The organism is Acidovorax sp. 69, from assembly GCF_002797445.1.
Taxonomy (GTDB): domain Bacteria; phylum Pseudomonadota; class Gammaproteobacteria; order Burkholderiales; family Burkholderiaceae_C; genus Acidovorax.
Window position 1 is genome coordinate 3,972,889 of the sequence record NZ_PGEP01000001.1, and the last position, 22,218, is coordinate 3,995,106.

Below are 22,218 nucleotides of genomic sequence, written 5' to 3' on the forward strand. Positions count from 1 at the left end.
CAACCATCAAAAAGTCCAATGCCAGTTTACAGCATGACCGGATACGCCAGCGCACAGCATGGTGCATCTGCCACTGGCGCTGAAGCCGACGCCCGAGCCCCCCAGTCGCGCAGGCTGGGGCTGGAAATCCGCTCGGTCAACAGCCGCTTTCTGGACCTCTCGTTTCGCCTGCCAGATGATCTGCGCGCCCTGGAGCCCGCCCTGCGCAGCCTGCTCACCGCACGCCTCAAGCGCGGCAAGGTCGAGGTCCGGGCTGCGCTGGACAACGAAGACAGCAATACCCTGCAAGACCCGCCCGCCCGCCTGCTGCAGCGCCTCAACTCATTGCAGGACTCCGTCAAAGCCTGGCTCCCCACGGCAGCTCCACTCACGGTAGCGGATGCGCTGCGCCTGTGCGCCAATGCCCACTCGGGCACCGAAGACTGGAGCGAAGCCGTTCCGGCTTTGGCAGAAGAAGCCTTGACCGCCTTGATGGCCGCCCGGGAGCGTGAAGGCAAGCGCCTGGCGGCGATGTTGCTGGATCGGGTCAAGCAGTTGCGCACGCTGGCACAGCAAGCGGTTCCCATGGTTCCATTGCTGGTGGAACAGCAACGACTGAGATTCATGGAACGCTGGAAAGAGGCCATGGCCCTCACCGATGGCGCCACATTGCCCGAAGCCGCCCGCGATCGGGCATTGACCGAGGCCACCGCCTTTGCCATTCGCATCGATGTGGCCGAGGAAATTACGCGGCTCGACTCCCATTTGGACGAGATCGAGCGCCTGCTCAAAAAAGGCGGGGAAGTGGGAAAACGCCTGGACTTCCTCATCCAGGAGCTGCATCGCGAAGCCAATACGCTGGGCTCCAAATCGGCCGCACTGGACCTGACTCGCATCAGCGTGGACATGAAGGTCCTGATCGAGCAGATGCGCGAGCAAGTGCAAAATATCGAATAACACTCATTTTTTGATAGCGCATGGCGCACATCAACTATGGACTATCCAGGAAATCTCATCGTAGTGGCAGCCCCCAGCGGCGCCGGCAAGTCCAGCCTGGTCAAGGCTCTGCTGGAGCTGGACTCCCACGTTCACCCTTCCGTCTCACACACCACTCGCCCCCCCGGGGCCAGGAAAAGCACGGCCGAGAGTATTTTTTTGCGTCAGAGTCTGAATTCGACGCCATGATCCAGGGCAACGCCTTTGTGGAATGGGCGCATGTGCACGGCAACCGGTACGGCACCTCCAAGAAGGCCATCGAAGAACGCATTGCCCAAGGCACGGATGTGATCCTGGAAATCGACTTCCAGGGAGCCCTCCAGATCAAGCAGGCTTTTGCCAACGCTGTACTGGTTTTCATCCTGCCGCCCAGTTGGGAAGAACTGCGCTCGCGCCTGGAACGCCGGGGTGAAGACTCTTCGGATGTCATCGAAGTCCGTCTCAAAAACGCAGCCATCGAGATGGCCCAGGTGAGCAAATTCGACTTCGTTATAATCAATGAGTTGTTTGAGCGCGCGCTTTTCGACCTGAAAGCCGTAGTTCACGCCCAGCGACTCAAGTACGTCGCCCAGCGCCGCGCACGTGCTGACACTTTCCAGTCGCTCAATATCACCTGAATCTCGGAGTAAAACGATGGCACGCATCACTGTAGAAGACTGTCTGGAAAAGATCCCCAACCGCTTCCAGCTCGTGTTGGCCGCCACATACCGCGCGCGCATGCTGAGCCAGGGCCATGCCCCCCGCATCGAAAGCCGCAACAAGCCCGCCGTGACCGCCCTGCGCGAAATCGCCGAAGGCAAGGTTGGCCTGGAAATGCTGAAGAAGGTTCCTGGTTGAGCCTCCTACAGGGTCGCATCCCAAAAAGCACCGCCGCAGCGGTGCTTTTTTTTTCCCAGAAGCCGTCTGATGCGCACCCGCGCTACATTTAAGGAATGAACGCGGTGCTCAACTTACCTTCCGCAACGCAGCCCCGGTCTGGCGATCCCTCCACAGCGGGCCCGCTCTCGGCAGCCGCGGCGGCAGCCAACGCGGCCGCCGCTAGCTTTGCCGCGCTGACGGACAGCCTGGACTATCTGGATGCGACCAGCATTGAACAGGTTCGCCAGGCATACCGTTTTGCGGACGAGGCTCATTTGGGCCAGCTGCGCAACAGTGGCGAACCCTACATCACCCACCCCATTGCGGTGGCGGCCCAATGCGCCACGTGGAAGCTGGACGCCCAGGCCCTGATGGCTGCCCTGCTGCACGATGCCATGGAAGACTGCGGCGTCACCAAGGCCGACCTGATCGACCGTTTCGGCGCTCCAGTAGCAGAGCTGGTGGACGGACTCACCAAACTCGACAAACTGCAGTTCAACACCCGTGAAGAGAACCAGGCCGAGTCCTTCCGCAAGATGCTGCTGGCCATGGCGCGCGATGTACGCGTCATTCTCATCAAGCTGGCAGACCGCACACACAACATGCGCACGCTATCAGACATGCCGCGCAGCAAATGGGGCCGCATATCATCTGAAACGCTAGAAATCTACGCTCCCATCGCTCACCGCCTGGGGCTCAATCAGACCTACCGTGAACTGCAGGATCTGGCGTTCAGACACCTGCACCCGTGGCGCTACGCGACCCTGTCCAAGGCAGTGAACAAATCGCGCAACCGCCGCCGAGATCTGGTGCAAAAAGTACAGTCCGAGGTGGACGCCGCCTTTTCAAAGATCGGAATGAAGGTGCGCCTGGCGGGCCGCGAGAAGACGTTGTATGCCATCTACCAGAAGATGGATCTCAAGCACCTGAGCTTTGCCCAAGTCACGGACATCTATGGCTTTCGGGTGATTGTTCCCGCAGTGACCGATTGCTATACGGCGCTGGGGGTGCTACACCAGATGTACAAACCGGTGCCGGGAAAGTTCAAGGATCACATTGCGATTGCCAAACTCAATGGCTATCAGTCCCTGCACACCACTCTTGTGGGCCCCTCGGGGGTGAACATCGAGTTCCAGATGCGTACGGATGAAATGCACGTCATTGCAGAGGCTGGCGTTGCTGCGCACTGGCTGTACAAAGCCCAGAATGGCGACGGAACCTCCGCAGAACGCTTGGGCACCAAATGGCTGCAATCGCTACTGGACATCCAGAACGAGACGCGCGACGCGGCCGAGTTCTGGGACCATGTGAAGGTGGATCTTTTTCCCGACGCGGTTTACGTCTTCACACCCAAGAGCCAGATCATGGCGCTACCGCGCGGGGCCACCGTGGTGGACTTCGCTTACGCGATCCACAGCAACGTGGGCGATAGAACCACGGCAGCCAAGATCAACAATGAGCAGGTGCCGTTGCGCACAGAACTCAAAAACGGTGACGTGGTGGAGATCATCACCGCCCCTGTTTCTACCCCCAATCCGGCGTGGTTGGGGTTTGTCCGCACGGGTCGTGCTCGTTCAAAAATTCGCCACTATCTCAAGACCCTGGCCCAAACGGAGTCCGAGGGACTCGGGGAAAAACTGCTGACGCAGGCGATTCGTGCGGAAGGCCTGGAGCAATTGCCGCCGCTCAGCCCTGAAAACCTGCCCCTGTGGGACAAACTGCTGCGCTTTACCGGCAACCGCAGCCGCAGCGAACTCATGACCGACCTGGGTCTGGGTAAACGCATTGCCAGCATTGTGGCCAAGCGGCTGATGGTGCTGATGACGGAGCACGGACATCGCCCTGATGCCCTGCTCATGACACGTGAACGCTACACATCGCACGAAACCTTGTCCCAGGGAGCGGTCACCCTCGACGGCAGCGAAAATGCCTCCGTGCAATACGCCCCTTGCTGCCGCCCTGTGCCAGGGGACAGCATCGTCGGCTACCTGGGCCGCGGAGAAGGACTTGTGGTTCACAACACCCACTGCAGCGTGGCCAAGCGTCTTCAGCACAAGGACAGCGAACGGTTTATCGCTGTGGACTGGTCTGACGAGCCCACACGCATGTTTGAAACCGGCGTGGTGGTGACTGTCACTAACGGCAAGGGCGTTCTGGCACGCGTGGCCGCACAACTGGCGAACTCCGAAGCGGACATTACCCATGTCGACATGGACGATGAAGCAGCACTGGACACCACAGATCTGCGTTTTATCGTGGCTGTACGGGATCAAGCCCACTTGGAAGTGGCGCTGCGGAACCTTCGTCGAACCCAGGCGGTCATTCGCGCAGCGCGAATTACACCGCAGGCATAGCCCACCCAGCGAGAGCCGCACACACAAAAGCCCTGGGGACGATAAAACGCCCCTCGCAACTTTGTTATCCAATGCGGGGAGACGGGTACTGCACGTCTACCACCTCCAGGGTACGAACACCTCCTGGGGTTGGCAATTGGACTTCATCGCCCACACGGGCTTTCAGCAGCGCTCGCGCGACTGGAGAGATCCAGCTGACCTGCAACTCGCGGCTGTCAGCCTCATCTATGCCCATGATGGTGATTGTGCGTTCAACACCCTCATCATCCACATAAGTCACGGTTGCCCCAAAGAAAACCTGATCGCTTCCCACATGCAAGCTGGGGTCCACGACTTCGGCAATCTCCAGCCGCTTGGTCAGAAATCGGATGCGCCGATCAATTTCGCGCAGGCGTTTCTTGCCATACAAATAGTCGCCGTTTTCTGACCGATCGCCGTTGCTGGCCGCCCAATGCACAACATCGACGATCTTGGGGCGCTCGTTGTCGATCAATTCAAGCAACTCATCCCGCAAGCGCGCGTAACCCGCAGGAGTGATGTAGTTTTTGCCACCTGCGGGCAGTGGTGGTAACGCCAGCTCATCATCGTCAGCACCACCATCAGCCTCTTTGGTAAAAGCCTTGCTCATAGCCAGATCCCCCGATCAGCGCAAAGCGCGTGAACAAATGAAAAAGCCTGCAATCTTTCGATTGCAGGCTTTAAACATTGGTGCGGCTGGCAGGAATCGAACCCACGACCCCTTGGTTCGTAGCCAAGTACTCTATCCAGCTGAGCTACAGCCGCTAAGCTTTGAATTATAGCATGATTTCTTGGCGACCCTTGAAATCACTTTATTTTGTTTATTTATCCGCAGGCGGTAAAAACAAACAAAACCCTCTTCCAACGCAAGCCAAGATTGTAATGCACTCACAGGCCTCAAAAAGGGAAGCAAGACACATTGCGACAAAAAAATGGCTCTGATCATGATGATCGCCCATGCGGATGATGGGTGGTAGGGCGTGTTGGACTTGAACCAACGGCCAAAGGATTATGAGTCCTCTGCTCTAACCAACTGAGCTAACGCCCCAAGCCATGCTCCAGCGCTTTACAACGGGGCAAGCGCCGTATTGTAGGGGCTTACTTGCGGTAGCTGAGCGCGTTGGAAACCAGCTTCGAAGTGATGTCCACTATCTGAATCATCCGGTCGTAGGGCATGCGCGTAGGGCCGATGACACCCAGAGTACCAACCACTTTGCCATCCACTTCATACGGAGCGCTAACAATGGACAACTCTTCAAAAGGCACAACGTGACTCTCGCCGCCAATGTAGATGCGTACGCCCTCGGCCTGGCTGGAGATGTCCAGCAAGCGCAGTATCTGGGTCTTCTGCTCGAACAAATCAAAGGCACGCCGCAAGTTGCCCATGTCATTGGAAAAATCGCTCACTGCCAGAAGATTGCGCTCACCAGAGATCACAACTTCGTCCTGCGCTTGCGACAGCGCCTCGGAACCCACGTTCACGGCCGCCTGCATGAGTAATGCAATCTCACCGCGCAACACATCTACCTCGGACTTCAAGCGCTCACGCACTTGCTCCATGGCGAGGCCAGCGTAGTGCGCGTTCAGGAAGTTGGATGCCTCAATGAGTTGCGACTGAGAGTAGTCAGCCTCCGTGAAGATCACCCGATTCTGAACATCACCTTCGGGTGAGACGATGATCACCAAAAAGCGGCGCTCTGACAGCCGCAAAAACTCAATATGGCGGAACACTGAGGTTCGCCTTGGGGCCATCACCACGCCCACAAACTGCGAAAGGTTCGACAGCAGTTGCGCCGCGTTGGCAATCACCTTTTGTGGTTGCTCTGGCGCCAGCTGAGGTGCCGTCAACGGATCCCTTTGCACCGTCAGCATGGTGTCTACGAACAGCCGATAACCCCGCGCGGTGGGAATCCGGCCTGCGGAGGTATGTGGGCTCGCAATCAGGCCCAACTCCTCAAGGTCCGCCATGACATTGCGAATCGTCGCAGGCGAGAGATCAAGCCCGGATGCTCGAGACAACGTCCGAGACCCGACAGGTTGCCCGTCGGCGATATAGCGCTCGACCAGGGCTTTGAGCAACAACTTGGCACGGTCATCGAGCATGGAATGATTTTAATGATGTAATTTCGCGATGACGTCCAAATTCCGCCGTGTCGCACTCATAGGCAAGTATCAAGCTTTATCTGCGGGCTCCGCGGGCGACAGCTCTCGTCAGGCACTAGAAGGCATTGCCCATTTTCTGGAGAACCAAGGGTGCGACATCGTTCTTGAGGCAGAGACGGCAAGCAATACGGGAATAGCAAACTACCCTTCACTGAATGTAGACGACATCGGGACCCGGTGCGATCTGGGATTGGTGGTGGGCGGAGATGGCACTATGCTTGGTATCGGCCGACGGCTCGCCCGTTTTGGAACCCCGCTCATTGGCATCAACCAAGGCCGACTGGGGTTCATCACCGACATTCCGTTGGATACCTATCAAACCACGCTGCCCCCAATGCTTCAAGGAGCGTATGAAGAGGATCTGCGGCCACTAATGCACGCCACCGTGGTGCGGGATGGTCGTGTGGTTTTCGAAGCCCTTGCGATGAACGATGTGGTTGTGAACAGAGGCGCGACATCCGGCATGGTGGAGCTGCGTGTTGAGGTGGATGGGCGCTTTGTAGCCAATCAACGCGCAGATGGTCTCATCATTGCATCACCAACCGGATCAACGGCCTATTCGCTGTCCGCCGGTGGCCCGATGCTGCACCCGTCCATTCCTGGCTGGGTTCTAGTACCCATTGCTCCCCACACGCTCTCGAACCGTCCCATCGTTCTGTCGGATGCCACAGAAGTCGCAGTGGAAGTTGTGAGTGGCCGGGATGTCAGCGCCAACTTTGACATGCAGTCATTGGCCTCCTTGCTCCACGGTGACCGCATACTGGTCAAGAGATCGGAACACTGCGTGCGATTTCTGCACCCCCAAGGTTGGAACTACTTTGCAACGCTGCGCAAGAAGTTGCGCTGGAACGAAGGAGGCTCCTGACCATGGCGCTCAGACGAATCACGCTCCGTGATTTTGTGATCGTTCAGGCTCTAGAGCTAGAGCTGCATTCTGGATTCACGGTACTGACCGGCGAGACGGGTGCGGGCAAATCCATCCTTATCGATGCACTTCAACTGGCGCTGGGCGCGCGGTCGGACGCAGGCGTCGTTCGCGAGGGCTGTCCCAAAACGGACATCTGCGCCGAATTTGATTGCCCAGAACATGTTCAACCATGGTTGGAAGATGCTGGGTTTGAAGTCAACGATTTCCTATTGATGCGACGCACAGTGGATGCGCAAGGCAAGAGCCGCGCCTGGATCAATGGCACACCCGCCACGGCGGCACAACTGCGTGCCCTGGGAGACATGCTGCTTGATATTCATGGCCAGCATGCTTGGCAGAGCCTCACGCGCCCTGAATCGGTTCGCGGCCTGCTCGACGCGTTTGCGGGGATCAGTACCAGCGACACATCGGCACGGTGGGCGCAATGGCGCTTAGATCAGAAAGCACTGCAGCAAGCGCGCCAGGCCCAAGCCACATTGCATCAAGAACGCGAGCGTCTGCAGTGGCAAATCGGCGAAGTGGACAAGTTGGCGCCAGCACACGGCGAATGGGAGGAACTTGACGCGCAGCACAAGCGCCTTTCGCACGCTCAAACGCTTCTGGACAGTGCCAATGGTGCACTCCATATCCTGCGGGATGACGAGATCGGCTCCATCGCGGCGCTGACACGCGCCCACACGCTCTTACAAGCCCAGGAACACATCGATCCAGAGTTTGCCAACCTCTCCGACATCCTTGCATCGAGCTTGGCACAGACCAATGATGTTGTGCACTCGCTCCAAGCATACCTGCGGCGCGCAGACATTGACCCTCAGCGTCTGACAGAACTGGACAGCCGACTATCGCTGTGGCTGACTCTGGCACGGAGGTACAAGCGCCCTCCCGAGGAACTACCCACACTGCTGGCGGACTGGAAGATCGAAATGCGCCAACTGGACGCAGCTATCGATCTTGAGCAGCTTCAAGTTGCAGAAGCGTCGAGCGCCAAGGCGTACCACTCGGCTGCGCGGGCAGTGTCGCTGGCACGGACAAAAGCAGCCCCCAAACTTTCGAATGCCATCACCCGGGCCATGCAAGGCCTGGGCATGGAGGGAGGAAAATTCGAAGCATCTGTATCCAAGGCACAAGAATCTGCGCCCCATGGCATCGACGAAGTGGTGTTTCTGGTCGCTGGCCACCCTGGGATGAGCCCCAAACCTATCGGCAAGGTCGCCTCCGGTGGCGAACTTTCGCGCATCTCGCTCGCCATCTCGGTCACCACCAGCGAGCTTGGCATGGCGCCCACCCTCATCTTTGACGAGGTCGACGCTGGCGTTGGCGGTGCTGTCGCAGAAACCGTGGGCCGGCTGATGCAACAGTTGGGAACCGACCGCCAAGTTCTTGCCGTGACCCATCTCCCCCAGGTGGCCGCGTGTGCACACCATCACATCAAAGTGGCAAAACGGAAAAGCCCCGATGGGACCACGAGTATCGTGCAGGCAGTTCAGGGAGAGCAGCGCGTCGTGGAGATCGCCCGCATGCTGGGCGGAGAACGCTCGACAGAAACAACGTTGGCCCATGCCCGCGAGATGCTGAGCAACGTGGGGAACCCTCCCCCTAAAAAGGACTCTTGATGGCGCTGGAAATCGTCTTGATTACGGGCATGTCAGGCTCTGGAAAATCAGTGGCCCTGCACGCACTGGAGGACGCTGGGTACTACTGTGTGGACAACCTCCCACCAGAACTTCTCCCTGCCTTCGTTGCCTTGGAGCACCGCCACCATGGCAACCGAGTTGCCATTGCCATGGATGTGCGGAGCGCTACCTCATTGCACCAGGTTCCTCAGGAATTGAACCGTCTGCGCAGCCAGGATGTCGCGGTTCAATCGATTTTTCTGGATGCCACCGTTGATACGCTGGTGCGGAGATTCTCCGAGACACGCCGGCGCCACCCCTTGTCCCACGACGACCTTCAACAAGGCCGCAGGGCCCTGGTGCAGATCATTGAGCTAGAACGCGAACTCCTGGCTGACCTGCGCGAACAATCGCATGTCATCGACACGAGCACGATACGGGCCTCACAGCTGCAAAGTTACGTCAAGAGCCTGATGTCCACAGCGCAAGGACAATTGACTCTGGTCTTCCAATCCTTCGCTTTCAAGCGCGGTATTCCTATGGATGCAGACTACGTTTTTGATGTGCGCATGCTTCCCAACCCTCACTACGAGCCGGCACTGCGTGATCTCACAGGTCTGGATAGACCGGTGGCAGACTTCCTCCAACATCAACCCGATGTGACCCTCATGCGCGCTCACATCGAACAGTTTCTGGCGCATTGGTTGGAGATGCTTGACCGCAATCACCGCAGCTATGTCACCGTAGCCATTGGGTGCACTGGCGGGCAGCACCGCTCCGTCTATCTGGTGGAAAGACTCGCCGAAGCATTCAGCAATCGCTGGACTGCGCTCTGTCGGCATCGGGAACTCGACGGGCGTTGAAGCCCGTTCTGAGACTCACCACAACTGCGTTTGTGTCGCCTCAAGCAGTTTACGAATAGGCGCGGGTAGACCGACAACCTGCCATTGATCTGGCCCCAGCCATACCCCATCACCAGGCAGGTTGATCGCAATATCCACATCGATCAGCGTGGGATGAAGGTGCAAATCCCTGTGGGTGAGTACATGAACAAAAGGCTGCAACTCCTCTTGCGAAACCTTCGATGACTCGCCCAGAACAGATACAAATGCGGCGCGGGAAACCTCGTCGGAAAACACCGGCACACAATGCATGCCCGCCCAGATACCTGTTGATGGACGTCGCTGCAGCCACACACGCCCTTGTCCATCGCGAACAATGGTCAGCTGCCAGGACTCGGATCGGCGCGTCAGCTTGCGCGTTCTGACTGGATAACGCTCAGGGTCTTTTGTTCTCCATGCCATACAGGACCCCATCAATGGGCATTCGGAACAATCGGGCGCCCGTGGAGTGCAGATGGATGCACCCAAGTCCATGAGCCCCTGGGTATAGCGAGGCATGGCACTGTTCAAGTCATGCGTGGGCAGCAGTGACCCTGCAAGATCCCAAAGCAGCCGCTCGTTCTTGGCCGAAGCAAGGTCCTTGTCAAAAGCCAGCAAACGCGTCAACACCCGCCGTACATTGGCATCCAAAATCGGCACACGCTCGGAAAAACAAAACGCAGCGATGGCTCCCGCTGTAGATCGGCCAATACCCGGCAAGGTCGCCAGAATCTCCGCAGAGCGAGGGAACACCCCCCCATGGTCCACCATCACCTGCTGTGCACAGCGGTGCAGATTGCGTGCGCGGCTGTAGTAGCCCAAACCACTCCACAGCCCCATCACTTCATCCTGGGGTGCTTTCGCCAAGGCCCCAACATCTGGAAAGCGATCCAGAAACCGTGCGTAGTAGTCCAATACGGTCACCACCTGGGTCTGCTGCAGCATGATCTCTGACAGCCACACCCGGTAGGGATCACGGGTCTGTTGCCACGGCAGATGGTTCCGGCCATGTGACACCTGCCAGGCGACCACCCGTTCGGCGACCGAGCCCCCTACAGCCGGCACACTCATGCCGACACACTCATGCCGACACAAGATGAGCGTCGGGCACCACAGGTTCCAGGCCAGGCAGGGCAATGAGCTTGGAGGTCAGTTCCTGCAATTTGCGCTCCAAGAGGCCCAGCTCATCCTCGCCAATCTCGATCTCCGAGATACGCTCCACCAACCCGCTTGCAGCTTGCTGGATGCGATCGACCGCTTCGATGCGGCGAGCAAAACTTCGGCGTCGTTCACGCAGTTGAGCATCCAATTGCGCAGTCGCCGATTTACTCCACAACTCAAGGTCATTGGCAGCGGACTCATACACCGTCCGCAATCGCATAGCCAAAGCCCGCACCAACCGCTCAGCAAACTCGGGTTGCGCCAGTTTCAACGCATTGCCCATGCCAAGGTACTGCAAGTGACTTTGCTCAATCTGATTCAGATCATGCGCAAAGTGTTCCAGTTGAGGAGGCGAAGGCACCTGCAGCGAGAACCCAAATTCAGCATTCAATTGCCTGAATGTTCCTCCCAGCATGGCCTGAATCTCCGTGCCAGAGGCCTGTGCCTTGTCCAAGGTCCCGCGCAGCTTGTCGAAAGTCTGTACGTATATCTTTTTAACGCCCAGCTTGAGCCCCTTCTGCTGCAGTGTTTGGGCCAGCTCTGCCAGTTCGGCCTTCAGCGCCTTGGCCCCTAGTTGCTGAAACACGTCGCGCAGGAGTTTCAGGTGTACGGCACGAACAGCATGGATTTTTGCCGTGCTCAGATCGAATTCTCGCTGTTCCTGCTCAATGCGGTGCCGCATGGATTCAATCACCGACGCGTTTTTACCCCGCAAACTACGCAGCTCAGCCATCTGGTCGTCCAGATCACGCCGACGGATATTGATGACCCGAGAAGTCTCCGTGCGCAGGCTGGCAACCCCCGTAGCCACAGCGGCCCGCAGGATGGACTGGCGTCGACCCATGATGCCTTTGGCCAGCGCCTCCTCCAACACAGGCAATCCGCTGGTTTCGAGCAAGAGATCGTCTGCAGTGATCTTTGCGACCAGCCCTTTCTGGGCAGACACGGGCACCACCCTGCCCAGCGGCACGCCCAGCATTTCTGCAGACGTGCGGCACTGGCGCTCCATTTGCGCCTGAACCTGCTCGGCGCTGTTGAGTGTGTCCCAGAGCGTGTCGATCTTGTTCAACACCACCAACCGGGCATCCATGCTGTCGGGTGAAATAGCCAAATGCTCACGCCAGATAGACAGATCAGAACGGGTGACGCCCGTATCGGCGCTCAGAATGAAAACGACCGCGTGGGCTTGAGGTATCAGGTTGACGGTGAGTTCAGGCTCTGCGCCCACCGCATTCAAGCCAGGGGTATCCAAGATCACCAAGCCCTGCTTGAGTAAAGGGTGGGGAATGTTAATGATGGCATGCCGCCACATGGGCACTTCGACGAGACCCTGGGCATCAGGCACGGGGTTTTCATCGGTCAGCTCGTCGTGCCAGAAACCCAGCGCCCTGGCATTGTCGAGGCTGACCTTACGCACTTCAGCCACCTTCTCCAAGGCCTTTGCGATCTGGTCTGCATTGCTGACATCCAGCGGAATTTCCATCCAGCGGTCCGTCTTTACCCGCCACTCCGCCAGGCCCTGCATCTGAAGACGTGTCTCAATAGGAAGCAGGCGGAGGCTAGGGGACACCGTAGCGTCATAGCCTAGCTCCGTCGGACACATGGTCGTGCGGCCAGCACTCGCGGGCATGATGCGGCGCCCGTAGTCCGCGAAAAAAATCGCGTTGATCAGCTCGGACTTGCCACGAGAGAACTCTGCAACAAACGCCACCATGACTTTGTCGCTGCGAACTTGCTCCTCCAGCCGATGCAGCCTCTCCTGCACGGCAGCGTCCATGAGGTCATGCGAAGACATCCAATCAGCCAGCCGCTTGAGCTGCTGAGCGAACTCCCGCCGCCAGACGCCATGCTGGTCGAACTGCTCATTGAATGAAGGTCCCACTTTGCTCCCAGAGATCGATGAATGAACTACCAAGTAGACACACACAAAATATAGCATCGACAGCACGCAGACTGCCATGCACCTGCAATTTGGCAATCAGGGTGCGCTAGGCGCGCTGGCATCGGGGGCAGAAGTAACTACTCCGCTGGCCCTGGCGGATTGTTTTTATAGCTGTCCCGCACACAGTGCAAGGTGCGCCATCGCGGCCGTACACATTGGCGGTTGTCTGAAAATGCCCCGCCATTCCATCCGCATTCGAAAAATCGCGCAACGTACTTCCCCCCATCTCCACGGCACGCGCCAGTACCACGCGTATTGCATCAAACAACCGACGCACCCGTTCAGCGCCAATGCGCGAAGACACTGTCGTGGGCCTGATACCTGCCAGAAAAAGGACTTCGGACGCATAAATATTGCCGACCCCCACCACCAGACGCCCAGCCAGCAACAGTTGCTTGATCGGCATCCGGCTTTGCTTGAGGCCTACCTGGAACGCCGATAGCGAGAAGGCGTCCGACAGCGGCTCCATTCCAAGCCCTCCCAGCAACTTCACGGCGACGGGAGATTGCTCACTGGGCGCGTAAACAACAGCACCAAACCGACGAGGGTCATGTAGCCGCAGGACCCCCAGATTGGTCACAAGGTCAAAGTGATCATGCGAGCCTGCGGACGGCAGCCCGTGACTGAAACGCAAACTCCCAGACATGCCAAGGTGCAGGAGTAAAAGCCCGTTGCTGATGTCAGCAAGCAGGTATTTGCCACGTCGGCGCAACCCCATCACCTGCTGCCCCACCAACAAATCCGGATCGCAACCCAGCGGCCAACGCAATGGTTTTCCCAAAACAACGGCTTCAATCCGAGCCCCCGCAATCGCTTCAGCAAAACTGCGACGCGTTACTTCCACTTCGGGCAACTCAGGCATACAAAGCGTCGGGAAACGGGTTAACAAGCATGGATTATTATGACCCGATGGTGCTATTTCACAGCTTTCGAACCGCCGCTTTGACTACCGTGATTGCGGTGGCTGCCCAATCAGCGTGGGCGCAACAATCCAGCGGCGACAACAGCCCGCCCTCCGATGGGCCGCCGGTAGCATCCAACCCAGCCTTGGACGCCGAGCTGTTTTACGAGATTTTTCTAGGGGAAATAAGCGCCCGAACGGGTGACCCCGGGGCAGGTTATGCCTTCATGCTGGAAGCTGCGCGCCGCAGTGCCGATGGACAGCTTTACCAAAGGGCAGCGGATATTGCCTTGCAGTCTCGCTCGGGCGAGTACGCCCTGGCTGCAGCCCAAGCATGGAAGGAGGCCTTGCCACAATCGCGCGAGGCCAACCGCTATGTGCTGCAGATCCTGGTCGCACTGAACCGTATTGGCGAAACCCCCGACCTGCTACGCCAGGAACTCGCGCAGTCACCTGCGCGCGCCAAAACCACCACTCTGGCAGCCCTGCCTCAAATGTACGGGCGCGCCAGTGACAAGGTGCTGGCAGCCAAAGTGGTCGAGCAGGCTCTGGTAGACGAACTCAAAAACCCAGCAACGGGCCCGGGCGCATGGGTATCGCTCGGACGCTTGCGCCTGGCAGCAGGCGACAAAAGCGGCGCCCTGAACGCCGCCCGCAAAGCGCAGGAACTGGATACCGCCAGTGAAGATGCAGCCAGGCTGGCGCTGGAACTGATGGAAGAAAACACGCCAGAAGCCGAAGCACTGGTGATCCAGACCCTGACCAAGCAGCCCATTCCCGAATTGCGAATGGCCTATGCGCGGGTCCTACTGGAACTGCAACGCTACCCAGATGCCAGCCGTCAGTTGGAGGCTGTCACCAAAGAAAAGCCAGACCTCGCGGAAGCGTGGCTTGTCGTCGCCACACTGCAATTCCAGGACAACCGCCTACCCGCAGCTGAGAACTCGCTGCAACGATTCATAGAACTCGCCTCCGCATCGACCAACGCTGAATTGCGGCAAAAAAGTCTGACCCAAGCGTATTTGCTGTACGCACAGATCGCAGAAAAGAGAAAAGACTTTGCCGCAGCCGAGGCCTGGCTTGGGCGCATTGACAACGCGAACGAGGTTGTCAGCGCGCAAAGCCGTCGCGCTTCTTTACTGGCCCGCCAGGGAAAAATCGCTCAAGCGCGGGCGCTACTGCGCAATCTGCCCGGCACGTCCGTTGATGACAAGCGCATGAAGCTGCTGGCTGAAGTGCAATTGCTGCGTGAACAACGCCTCTATCAGGAAGCCTACCAAGTGCAGGTTGAACTGGTCGCACTGGCACCCGATGACGCCGAGCTGGTCTACGACCAAGCCATGCTGGCTGAAAAAGCGGGCAAACCGGACACCATGGAACAGCTTCTCCGCCAGGTGATCGCGCGCCAACCGCAATACCACCACGCCTACAACGCGCTTGGTTACGCCCTCGCAGACAAGGGTGTGCGGCTGGACGAGGCCAAACAGCTGATCATGAAGGCGCTGGAGTTCGCGCCCAATGACCCATTCATCATGGACAGCCTGGGCTGGGTGGAATTTCGCCTGGGCAACAAAGCAGAGGCCCGGCGTCACCTGGAAATCGCCTACAAAGCACGGCCCGATGTCGAAATTGCAGCCCACTTGGGCGAGGTGCTTTGGAGCATGGGCGACAAGGAGAGCGCATCCAGGGTATGGAGAGAAGGACAGCGCAGCAGTCCTGACAACGACACACTCAAAGAGACACTGAAGCGCCTCGGAGCCACCCTCTGATGCAATCCACATGCAACGCACAGGGTCTGGCTTTGCACAGGACACCGCCACTCCGGCGATGGATATGGTGCATGGCACTGTGCATGCTTTGGATCGTGGGCTGTGCCCAACCGACATCAAAGACCGTTGCAGAGGAAGACATGTGGAGCGGCCGCCTCGCCTTGCAGATCGAAGGGCAAGCCTCGCAATCTTTTTCTGCGATGTTTGAACTGCATGGCAACGCCCAAAACGGCGTTTTGGTGCTTTTAAGCCCGCTGGGCAATCGCTTAGCGCAGCTCAACTGGAAAGACGGCCACGCTCAATTGCAAAGCGGACAGGAAACGCGTACCTCAGAATCCCTGGACGCGTTGCTACAGGACGTGACAGGCACGCGCATCCCGATTGCCGCCCTGTTCAGTTGGCTCCATGGCACTCAGACCACGGCAACGGGCTGGCAGGCAGATCTGTCAGGCATTGCAGAAGGTCGGCTCGTTGCTCGCCGAGACGATCCCGCGCCGCAAGCCACCCTGCGGATCGCACTGACCCGCTAACGCGCCGGCCATCGCACCACTTTCACCGCGCTCTTTTTGTACGTTTCTGCAATGCAAGCCCTGTATGACGTGCCGGCTCCGGCAAAGCTCAATCTCTTTCTGCACATCACCGGGCGACGCGCTGATGGCTACCATCTGCTGCAGTCTGTCTTCATGCTGTTGGACTGGTGTGACACCTTGCATTTCGAGCGTCGCACAGATGGCGTGATCTCACGAGAAGACCTGGGCTCAACGCTGCCCGATGTGGATCTCACCATCCAAGCGGCGCGCGCGCTGCAGACCGCTACAGGCTCCAAACAAGGCGCACACATTGGCATCCTCAAAAGCATTCCCGCCCAAGCAGGCATGGGGGGAGGCTCATCGGACGCCGCCACCACGCTCCTCGCACTCAATCGCCTATGGGCACTGAACCTCTCGCAATCAGCGCTGGAAACCATCGGCTTGCAGCTCGGTGCCGATATTCCTTTTTTTTTACGCGGTCACAACGCTTTGGTGGAGGGAATTGGTGAGACAATCACGCCGCTTGAGAAAGCACAGCAACTACCGCAAGCGCGCTTTGCCATCGTGAAGCCAGCAGCAGGTTTGGAGACAAAAGTAATTTTTTCGTCGCCAAGTTTGAAACGCGATTCAGATAGTGCTACAATCTTAGGCTTTGCTGCAGCACACTTTGACTTCGGTCGAAACGACTTGCAGCCAGTTGCTCAGGCACTTTGCCCCGAGATTTCCGAAGCCATTGAATGGCTCAGGATTCGAGGAATGCAAGGCCGAATGACAGGCTCTGGAAGTACCGTGTTTGCACAAATGACACATGCGGTTGATTTGAGTAACGCCCCCAAAGGCTGGCAAATCAAAGAATGTGAAAATCTGATGATTCACCCTCTGGCAGGTTGGGCATCAGGCAAAAATTAAGGTTGGCTGCTTTCAGCAGTTGACCTGTGTAGGGGAGTCGCCAAGTTGGTTAAGGCACTGGATTTTGATTCCAGCATGCGAAGGTTCGAGTCCTTCTTCCCCTGCCAAATTTCTTTTCGCGTACGGGCTTTTTTTTCAGACTGCTGGGACGCTCATGCAAGCCAACCACCCCGACTTCATGGTTTTTACCGGCAATGCCAATCCTGGCATGGCGGCTGAAATCGCCCAACACCTCGGCACCACCCTCGGTGCTGCTGACGTGGGTCGCTTCTCCGACGGTGAAGTCACCGTTGAAATCAAACAAAACGTGCGCGCACGGGATGTTTTCGTTGTGCAGTCCACCTGCGCTCCCACCAACGAAAACCTCATGGAACTGCTGATCATGGTCGATGCGCTCAAGCGCGCATCGGCAGAGCGCATCAGTGCCGTGATCCCCTACTTCGGCTATGCCCGCCAGGATCGCCGACCGCGCTCGACCCGCGTGCCGATCACAGCCAAGGTTGTGGCCAACATGCTGCAGGCCGTGGGTGTTGCCCGCGTGCTGACCATGGACCTGCATGCCGACCAGATCCAGGGTTTCTTCGATATTCCGGTAGACAACATCTACGCGTCGCCCGTTTTGCTGGGCGATCTGCGCCAGAAGAACTACGAAGACCTGATTGTTGTCTCTCCCGATGTGGGTGGTGTGGTGCGGGCACGTGCGCTGGCCAAGCAACTTGGATGCGACCTCGCCATCATCGACAAACGCCGCCCCAAAGCCAACGTGTCGGAAGTGATGCACGTGATCGGTGAAATCGAAGGCCGCAACTGCGTAATCATGGACGACATGATTGACACGGCCGGCACTCTGGTGAAGGCGGCTGAAGTGCTCAAGGAGCGCGGAGCCAAAAAGGTGTACGCCTATTGCACCCACCCCATTTTTTCGGGCCCTGCCATTGAACGCATCGCCAAGGGTTCGGCCCTTGATGAAGTGGTAGTGACCAATACCATCCCCCTGAGCGACAACGCCAAGGGATGTTCCAAGATTCGCCAACTCTCCGTGGCACCGCTGATTGCAGAAACGATCCAGCGCATTGCCAAGGGTGAGTCGGTCATGAGTTTGTTCTCGGACCAAGACAATCTGTTCTGACGCGCTTTTCTAAAAGCGCTGCAACCGGATTGCACACAAGCCTCCTTCGGGAGGCTTGTCTGTTCGAGAGCATTGTGTGGACCCGTCGCCAAAGTGGTGACCCAGGTCTTTTTAAAACAGGGTATGACTGGTCGCGGTCGACCCTTTTCAGGAGCTAACTATGAACTTCGTCGCTTTTGAGCGCGCCAAGCAAGGTACGGGTGCGAGCCGCCGTCTGCGCAATTCGGGCAAGACGCCTGGCATCGTCTACGGTGGCACCACCGAGACCCAACTGATTGAAGTGGACCACAACGCACTGTGGCACGCCCTCAAGAAGGAAGCCTTCCACTCCAGCGTGCTGGACATGGAAGTTGCCGGCACAACCGCCAAGGTGGTGCTGCGTGACGTGCAATACCACCCCTACAAGCAACTCGTGCTGCACATCGACTTTCAGCGCGTGGACGACAAGACCAAGCTGCACCTGAAGGTGCCACTGCACTACAGCGGCGCTGAAGAATCGCCAGCCGTCAAGGTGGACAAGTGCATGGTCAACCCGATCGTGAACGAACTCGACGTGACCTGCATGCCTTCGGACCTGCCAGAGTTCATCACCGTGGACCTGTCGACGCTGGAAAAGGGCTCCTCCCTGCACCTGAAGTCTGTCAAGCTGCCCAAGGGCGTGACCGCCAAGATCCGTGGCGGCCAGAACAACAACCCCGTGCTGGTGTCCGTAGTGCCTCCCGTGGTCGTGGTCGACACCCCTGTCGAAGCCGCTCCTGCGGATGCCAAGGGCAAGGGCAAGGGCAAGAAGTAGTCTTTTTGATTGCTCGTCCTCCTAGTCAGCCCGTTCTGCGGCGCTGACCACCCAACGGCCCACCTTGCGTGGGCCGTTTTGTTTTTGCCGACGGGGACAAGACGGCAATACACAACAAAACTGCGTGGCGCATGGTGCGCGGCATGGGCGGTGTGCCCTGCTGCCCGGCACTACGCACTGCACTGGTCAAGGGCGTGTTCTCCCGCTGGCACAGCACCAACCTTTCTCCCACGGATAATCCTGCAGATGATCAAGCTGTTTGTAGGCCTTGGAAACCCCGGGCCAGACTACGAAGCCACCCGCCACAACGCCGGGTTCTGGTGGATTGACGCCCTGGCGCAAGAACTCAAAACCACACTGGTTCCCGAGCGCAGCTACCACGGGCTTGTCGCACGCACCGTGGTGCACGGCCAGAACGTGTGGTTGCTGCAACCGCAGACGTTCATGAACCTCTCGGGCAAGTCGGTCGCGTCGCTGGCGCGCTTTTTCAAAATCCTGCCTGAAGAGATTTTGGTGGTGCACGATGAACTCGACATCACCCCCGGCCAGGTCAAACTCAAACGCGGCGGCAGCCATGCAGGGCATAACGGCCTGCGCGACATCCACGGCCAGTTGGGCTCGCCCGACTACTGGCGCCTGCGCATCGGCATCGGCCATCCGGGCATCAAGAGTGAAGTCGCCAACTGGGTGCTCAAGAAGCCGTCCCCCGACCAGCGCACGCTGATCGAAGACAGCATCGTCCATTCACTCAGGGCCTACCCGGCCATGCTGGCGGGCGAGATGGACAAGGCCACCTTGCTCATCCACACCACCAAACCGCCCCGCCCCAAGCCACCCCGCCCAGCGGAAGACTGAGCGCAGTAATACTATTATTTTGATAGCTATCGGCGCTTGATAGATAAGCGCATGGGCCTAAAACTACCCAAATTCAGCCGGCTGTAGGCACCTGCAACCGCTGGAACTTCTGCCACAGGGTTTCCCGGTTCTCCACGTGCTGTGGGTTCACCGGGATACACGCCACCGGGCAGACCTGCACGCACTGGGGCTCGTCAAAATGCCCCACACATTCCGTGCACTTGCTCGGGTCAATCTCGTAGATCTCCTGCCCCAGGTAAATCGCCTGATTGGGGCATTCGGGCTCACACACATCGCAGTTGATGCACTCGTCGGTGATCATCAGCGCCATACAACCTCCCTGGGCGCGCGGCCTGAAAGGATGGCAAAGGGGTATGTGGCGCAATTCATGCCCCGTATTATCCCGCGCTGGTGGCATGTGCCTTGCATGCGACACTGCAACACACCACCGCTGACGGGGATGTTTTTGCCGTTATGCTGTGTATACACATTAATTTTGACGCTTCTGCGCACCACCCTTTTTCCTACGCCAGCCATCCATGGGCCTGTTCTTTCTCAAACGGTTTATCACCCTCCTGGCTACGTTGATTGGCGCCTCGGTGGTTGTCTTCATGGTGCTGGAGATCCTGCCCGGCAATGCAGCGCAGATTCTGATGGGCCCCGACGCCGCACCGGATGCCGTGGCCGCCCTGGCCACCAAACTGGGGCTCGACCAACCTGCCAGTCTGCGTTACTGGCAATGGGTCAGTGGGCTGGTTGTGGGCAACATGGGCGACAGCTATGCCTACAGCTCGCCCGTGCTCGACCTGGTGCTGGAGCGTCTGGCCCTCACGGTGCCCCTGGCCCTCATGGCCATGGTCATCACCACCGTACTGGCGCTAGCGGCCGGTGTGTATGCAGCGTCGCGGCACAACAAGATCGGTGACGTGGGCGTGATGGGCCTGGCGCAGATCGGTATTGCCATCCCCAACTTCTGGTTCGCCATCCTGCTGATCCTGCTGTTCTCGGTCAAGCTGCAATGGTTCTCCGCAGGTGGCTTTCCTGGCTGGACGGAAGATGCTGGCGGCAGTCCGCTCGAAGCCATCAAGGCCCTGCTGTTGCCCGCCATTGCACTGGCCGTGGTGCAGGCGGCCATCCTGGCGCGCATCACGCGCTCCGCCGTGCTGGAGGTACTGCGCGAAGACTTCGTGCGCACCGCCCGCGCCAAGGGGCTATCGCAGCGCGCCGCGCTCTGGGGCCATGTACTGCGCAACGCGATGATTCCGGTGATCACCGTCATGGGGCTGCAGTTCGCCAACCTGCTGGCAGGCACCATCGTGGTGGAAAACGTGTTCTACCTGCCAGGCCTCGGGCGCCTGATCTTCCAGTCCATCTCCAACCGCGATCTGATCGTGGTGCGCAACTGCGTGATGCTGCTCGCCGCCATGGTGGTCATCGTCAACTTTGTGGTGGACATCCTTTACGCGGTGATCGACCCCCGCGTCAAAGCCAGCGACATCTGATTTCCTCTTGCCCATGAGCGCCGCACCTCCTTCAGCCCTTCCCCTTGCCACGCCCGCTGGCACCCAGCCCCCCAGCTGGGTGTACCGCGCGCTGCGCCATCGCAGCTTTGTCATTGGCGCCGTCCTGTCGCTGCTGCTGATCCTGGCGGCGGCCCTCTCGCTCGTCTGGACGCCCTGGTCCCCCTACGAGATGGACCTGGCCACCAAGCTCCAGCCCCCCACAGGCCAACACTGGTTGGGCACCGATGCCTACGGGCGCGATGTCGCGTCGCTGCTGCTGGTGGGTGCACGCAACTCCATTCTGGTAGGGGTGATCGCCGTGGGCATTGGCCTGACCCTGGGCACGGCACTGGGCTTGCTGGCTGCGGCCAAGCGCGGCTGGGTCGAAGAACTCATCATGCGGCTGGCCGACTTTACGTTCGCTTTTCCCGCGATTCTCTCGGCCATCATGCTGACGGCAGTGTTTGGTGCGGGCATTGTCAACTCCATCATTGCCATCGGCATCTTCAACATCCCGACCTTTGCCCGCGTCACCCGCGCCTCGGCCAATGCCGTGTGGTCACGCGAATACATCCTGGCCTCGCGCGCCTGCGGCAAGGGCAGCTGGCGCATCACGCTGGAGCATGTGCTGCCCAATATTTTGTCGGTACTCATCGTGCAGGCCACGATTCAGTTCGCCATTGCCATCCTGGCCGAGGCCGCGCTGTCGTACCTGGGCCTGGGCACCCAGCCGCCCCAGCCGTCGTGGGGCCGCATGCTCAGCGAGGCGCAGACCCTGATGTTCCAGGCCCCCCTGCTGGCCGTGTGGCCGGGCGTCGCGATTGCACTGGCCGTACTGGGCCTGAACCTGCTGGGCGACGGATTGCGAGACCTGCTGGATCCCCGCCTTTCTCGCAAGCGCTGAACACGGCACGAAAAGACCACCAGAACCCCAACG

20 protein-coding genes, 3 tRNA genes and 1 pseudogene are annotated in these 22,218 nt (G+C 58.8%); 16 read left to right on the top strand and 8 right to left on the bottom strand.

The window, feature by feature from the left end:
• Positions 1-18 precede the first annotated feature (18 nt).
• From CLU85_RS18205 to CLU85_RS18220, 4 genes and pseudogenes are all read left to right on the top strand, one after another.
• Entirely contained in the window at positions 19-936 is a 918-nt protein-coding gene (locus CLU85_RS18205; RefSeq protein ID WP_198509217.1) for a YicC/YloC family endoribonuclease, read from the top strand.
• 36 nt (positions 937-972) lie between these two features.
• Positions 973-1,592: pseudogene (gene gmk / locus CLU85_RS18210) on the top strand (guanylate kinase).
• A 16-nt stretch (positions 1,593-1,608) separates the two neighbouring features.
• The gene (gene rpoZ, locus CLU85_RS18215) at positions 1,609-1,812 is read left to right on the top strand and encodes a DNA-directed RNA polymerase subunit omega (RefSeq protein WP_005794722.1); all 204 of its coding nucleotides are present in this window, start codon (positions 1,609-1,611) and stop codon (positions 1,810-1,812) included.
• Between the two features lie 95 nt (positions 1,813-1,907).
• Positions 1,908-4,187, top strand: coding sequence for a bifunctional (p)ppGpp synthetase/guanosine-3',5'-bis(diphosphate) 3'-pyrophosphohydrolase (locus tag CLU85_RS18220; protein ID WP_100411495.1), 2,280 nt, complete (start codon positions 1,908-1,910; stop codon positions 4,185-4,187).
• A 64-nt stretch (positions 4,188-4,251) separates the two neighbouring features.
• Here the strand turns inward: CLU85_RS18220 and greB are convergent, their stop codons facing one another.
• The 4 genes from greB to hrcA form a co-directional block, all read right to left on the bottom strand.
• A complete protein-coding gene (greB, locus tag CLU85_RS18225; RefSeq protein WP_100411496.1) occupies positions 4,252-4,815 on the bottom strand; it encodes a transcription elongation factor GreB in 564 nt (187 codons plus the stop codon).
• A 78-nt stretch (positions 4,816-4,893) separates the two neighbouring features.
• Positions 4,894-4,970, bottom strand: a tRNA-Arg gene (locus tag CLU85_RS18230).
• Positions 4,971-5,176: 206 nt separating this feature from the next.
• Positions 5,177-5,253: transfer RNA gene (locus CLU85_RS18235), tRNA-Ile, on the bottom strand.
• Between the two features lie 50 nt (positions 5,254-5,303).
• Positions 5,304-6,308, bottom strand: a complete 1,005-nt coding sequence (gene hrcA, locus CLU85_RS18240) for a heat-inducible transcriptional repressor HrcA (RefSeq protein WP_100411497.1) — start codon at positions 6,306-6,308, stop codon at positions 5,304-5,306.
• 28 nt (positions 6,309-6,336) lie between these two features.
• Here hrcA and CLU85_RS18245 point away from each other — a divergent pair, with 28 nt between their 5' ends.
• The 3 genes from CLU85_RS18245 to rapZ are packed head-to-tail and all read left to right on the top strand — an operon-like array spanning position 6,337 to position 9,772.
• The gene (locus CLU85_RS18245; protein ID WP_100411498.1) at positions 6,337-7,233 is read left to right on the top strand and encodes an NAD kinase; all 897 of its coding nucleotides are present in this window, start codon (positions 6,337-6,339) and stop codon (positions 7,231-7,233) included.
• Positions 7,234-7,235: 2 nt separating this feature from the next.
• The gene (gene recN, locus CLU85_RS18250; RefSeq protein ID WP_100411499.1) at positions 7,236-8,909 is read left to right on the top strand and encodes a DNA repair protein RecN; all 1,674 of its coding nucleotides are present in this window, start codon (positions 7,236-7,238) and stop codon (positions 8,907-8,909) included.
• On the top strand, positions 8,909-9,772 hold the full coding sequence (rapZ, locus tag CLU85_RS18255) for an RNase adapter RapZ (RefSeq protein ID WP_100411500.1): 864 nt from the start codon (positions 8,909-8,911) through the stop codon (positions 9,770-9,772). The genes recN and rapZ overlap by 1 nt, the downstream gene beginning before the upstream one ends.
• A gap of 15 nt (positions 9,773-9,787) precedes the next feature.
• On the opposite strand, the gene mutY is transcribed toward rapZ, so the two are convergent.
• The 3 genes from mutY to mutM all read right to left on the bottom strand — a co-directional run bounded on the left by mutY (position 9,788) and on the right by mutM (position 13,755).
• Positions 9,788-10,861: an A/G-specific adenine glycosylase gene (gene mutY / locus CLU85_RS18260; protein WP_100411501.1), complete on the bottom strand. Its 1,074-nt coding sequence runs from the start codon at positions 10,859-10,861 to the stop codon at positions 9,788-9,790.
• Between the two features lie 10 nt (positions 10,862-10,871).
• Positions 10,872-12,833, bottom strand: a complete 1,962-nt coding sequence (locus CLU85_RS18265; protein ID WP_100411502.1) for a dynamin family protein — start codon at positions 12,831-12,833, stop codon at positions 10,872-10,874.
• 106 nt (positions 12,834-12,939) lie between these two features.
• Entirely contained in the window at positions 12,940-13,755 is an 816-nt protein-coding gene (gene mutM, locus CLU85_RS18270; RefSeq protein WP_100411503.1) for a bifunctional DNA-formamidopyrimidine glycosylase/DNA-(apurinic or apyrimidinic site) lyase, read from the bottom strand.
• 29 nt (positions 13,756-13,784) lie between these two features.
• Between mutM and CLU85_RS18275 the strand changes: the two genes are divergently transcribed.
• The 7 genes from CLU85_RS18275 (at position 13,785) to pth (ending at position 19,779) form a co-directional block, all read left to right on the top strand.
• A complete protein-coding gene (locus tag CLU85_RS18275) occupies positions 13,785-15,563 on the top strand; it encodes a tetratricopeptide repeat protein (RefSeq protein WP_100411504.1) in 1,779 nt (592 codons plus the stop codon).
• 83 nt (positions 15,564-15,646) lie between these two features.
• Entirely contained in the window at positions 15,647-16,093 is a 447-nt protein-coding gene (locus CLU85_RS18280) for a lipoprotein insertase outer membrane protein LolB (RefSeq protein WP_304528986.1), read from the top strand.
• 51 nt (positions 16,094-16,144) lie between these two features.
• Positions 16,145-17,002: a 4-(cytidine 5'-diphospho)-2-C-methyl-D-erythritol kinase gene (gene ispE, locus CLU85_RS18285; protein WP_100411506.1), complete on the top strand. Its 858-nt coding sequence runs from the start codon at positions 16,145-16,147 to the stop codon at positions 17,000-17,002.
• Between the two features lie 30 nt (positions 17,003-17,032).
• Positions 17,033-17,109 (top strand) — tRNA-Gln (locus CLU85_RS18290).
• Positions 17,110-17,156: 47 nt separating this feature from the next.
• On the top strand, positions 17,157-18,131 hold the full coding sequence (locus tag CLU85_RS18295; protein ID WP_100411507.1) for a ribose-phosphate pyrophosphokinase: 975 nt from the start codon (positions 17,157-17,159) through the stop codon (positions 18,129-18,131).
• A 160-nt stretch (positions 18,132-18,291) separates the two neighbouring features.
• On the top strand, positions 18,292-18,924 hold the full coding sequence (locus tag CLU85_RS18300) for a 50S ribosomal protein L25/general stress protein Ctc (RefSeq protein ID WP_100411508.1): 633 nt from the start codon (positions 18,292-18,294) through the stop codon (positions 18,922-18,924).
• Between the two features lie 246 nt (positions 18,925-19,170).
• Positions 19,171-19,779 carry an aminoacyl-tRNA hydrolase gene (gene pth, locus CLU85_RS18305; protein ID WP_100411509.1) on the top strand — a complete coding sequence of 203 codons (609 nt, stop codon included), beginning with the start codon at positions 19,171-19,173 and terminating at the stop codon, positions 19,777-19,779.
• Between the two features lie 73 nt (positions 19,780-19,852).
• Here the strand turns inward: pth and CLU85_RS18310 are convergent, their stop codons facing one another.
• The gene (locus CLU85_RS18310) at positions 19,853-20,110 is read right to left on the bottom strand and encodes a YfhL family 4Fe-4S dicluster ferredoxin (RefSeq protein ID WP_100411510.1); all 258 of its coding nucleotides are present in this window, start codon (positions 20,108-20,110) and stop codon (positions 19,853-19,855) included.
• A 208-nt stretch (positions 20,111-20,318) separates the two neighbouring features.
• On the opposite strand from CLU85_RS18310, the gene CLU85_RS18315 reads away from it, so the two are divergent.
• Positions 20,319-21,281, top strand: a complete 963-nt coding sequence (locus CLU85_RS18315) for an ABC transporter permease (protein WP_100411511.1) — start codon at positions 20,319-20,321, stop codon at positions 21,279-21,281.
• A gap of 13 nt (positions 21,282-21,294) precedes the next feature.
• Positions 21,295-22,185 (top strand): ABC transporter permease, encoded by an 891-nt coding sequence (locus tag CLU85_RS18320; protein ID WP_100411512.1) that lies wholly within the window; start codon positions 21,295-21,297, stop codon positions 22,183-22,185.
• The last annotated feature ends 33 nt before the right edge of the window (positions 22,186-22,218 follow it).

Excerpts from the sequence above, each read along its gene's own strand:
- CLU85_RS18275 (WP_100411504.1), top strand. The coding sequence starts at position 13,785 with ATGGATTATTATGACCCGATGGTGCTATTTCACAGCTTTCGAACCGCC.
- greB (WP_100411496.1), bottom strand. The coding sequence starts at position 4,815 with ATGAGCAAGGCTTTTACCAAAGAGGCTGATGGTGGTGCTGACGATGAT.
- hrcA (WP_100411497.1), bottom strand. The coding sequence starts at position 6,308 with ATGCTCGATGACCGTGCCAAGTTGTTGCTCAAAGCCCTGGTCGAGCGC.
- pth (WP_100411509.1), top strand. The coding sequence starts at position 19,171 with ATGATCAAGCTGTTTGTAGGCCTTGGAAACCCCGGGCCAGACTACGAA.
- ispE (WP_100411506.1), top strand. The coding sequence starts at position 16,145 with ATGCAAGCCCTGTATGACGTGCCGGCTCCGGCAAAGCTCAATCTCTTT.
- rapZ (WP_100411500.1), top strand. The coding sequence starts at position 8,909 with ATGGCGCTGGAAATCGTCTTGATTACGGGCATGTCAGGCTCTGGAAAA.
- CLU85_RS18245 (WP_100411498.1), top strand. The coding sequence starts at position 6,337 with ATGACGTCCAAATTCCGCCGTGTCGCACTCATAGGCAAGTATCAAGCT.
- CLU85_RS18280 (WP_304528986.1), top strand. The coding sequence starts at position 15,647 with ATGCTTTGGATCGTGGGCTGTGCCCAACCGACATCAAAGACCGTTGCA.
- recN (WP_100411499.1), top strand. The coding sequence starts at position 7,236 with ATGGCGCTCAGACGAATCACGCTCCGTGATTTTGTGATCGTTCAGGCT.
- CLU85_RS18310 (WP_100411510.1), bottom strand. The coding sequence starts at position 20,110 with ATGGCGCTGATGATCACCGACGAGTGCATCAACTGCGATGTGTGTGAG.
- CLU85_RS18220 (WP_100411495.1), top strand. The coding sequence starts at position 1,908 with ATGAACGCGGTGCTCAACTTACCTTCCGCAACGCAGCCCCGGTCTGGC.
- rpoZ (WP_005794722.1), top strand. The coding sequence starts at position 1,609 with ATGGCACGCATCACTGTAGAAGACTGTCTGGAAAAGATCCCCAACCGC.
- CLU85_RS18300 (WP_100411508.1), top strand. The coding sequence starts at position 18,292 with ATGAACTTCGTCGCTTTTGAGCGCGCCAAGCAAGGTACGGGTGCGAGC.
- CLU85_RS18315 (WP_100411511.1), top strand. The coding sequence starts at position 20,319 with ATGGGCCTGTTCTTTCTCAAACGGTTTATCACCCTCCTGGCTACGTTG.
- CLU85_RS18205 (WP_198509217.1), top strand. The coding sequence starts at position 19 with ATGCCAGTTTACAGCATGACCGGATACGCCAGCGCACAGCATGGTGCA.
- CLU85_RS18295 (WP_100411507.1), top strand. The coding sequence starts at position 17,157 with ATGCAAGCCAACCACCCCGACTTCATGGTTTTTACCGGCAATGCCAAT.
- mutY (WP_100411501.1), bottom strand. The coding sequence starts at position 10,861 with ATGAGTGTGCCGGCTGTAGGGGGCTCGGTCGCCGAACGGGTGGTCGCC.
- mutM (WP_100411503.1), bottom strand. The coding sequence starts at position 13,755 with ATGCCTGAGTTGCCCGAAGTGGAAGTAACGCGTCGCAGTTTTGCTGAA.
- CLU85_RS18320 (WP_100411512.1), top strand. The coding sequence starts at position 21,295 with ATGAGCGCCGCACCTCCTTCAGCCCTTCCCCTTGCCACGCCCGCTGGC.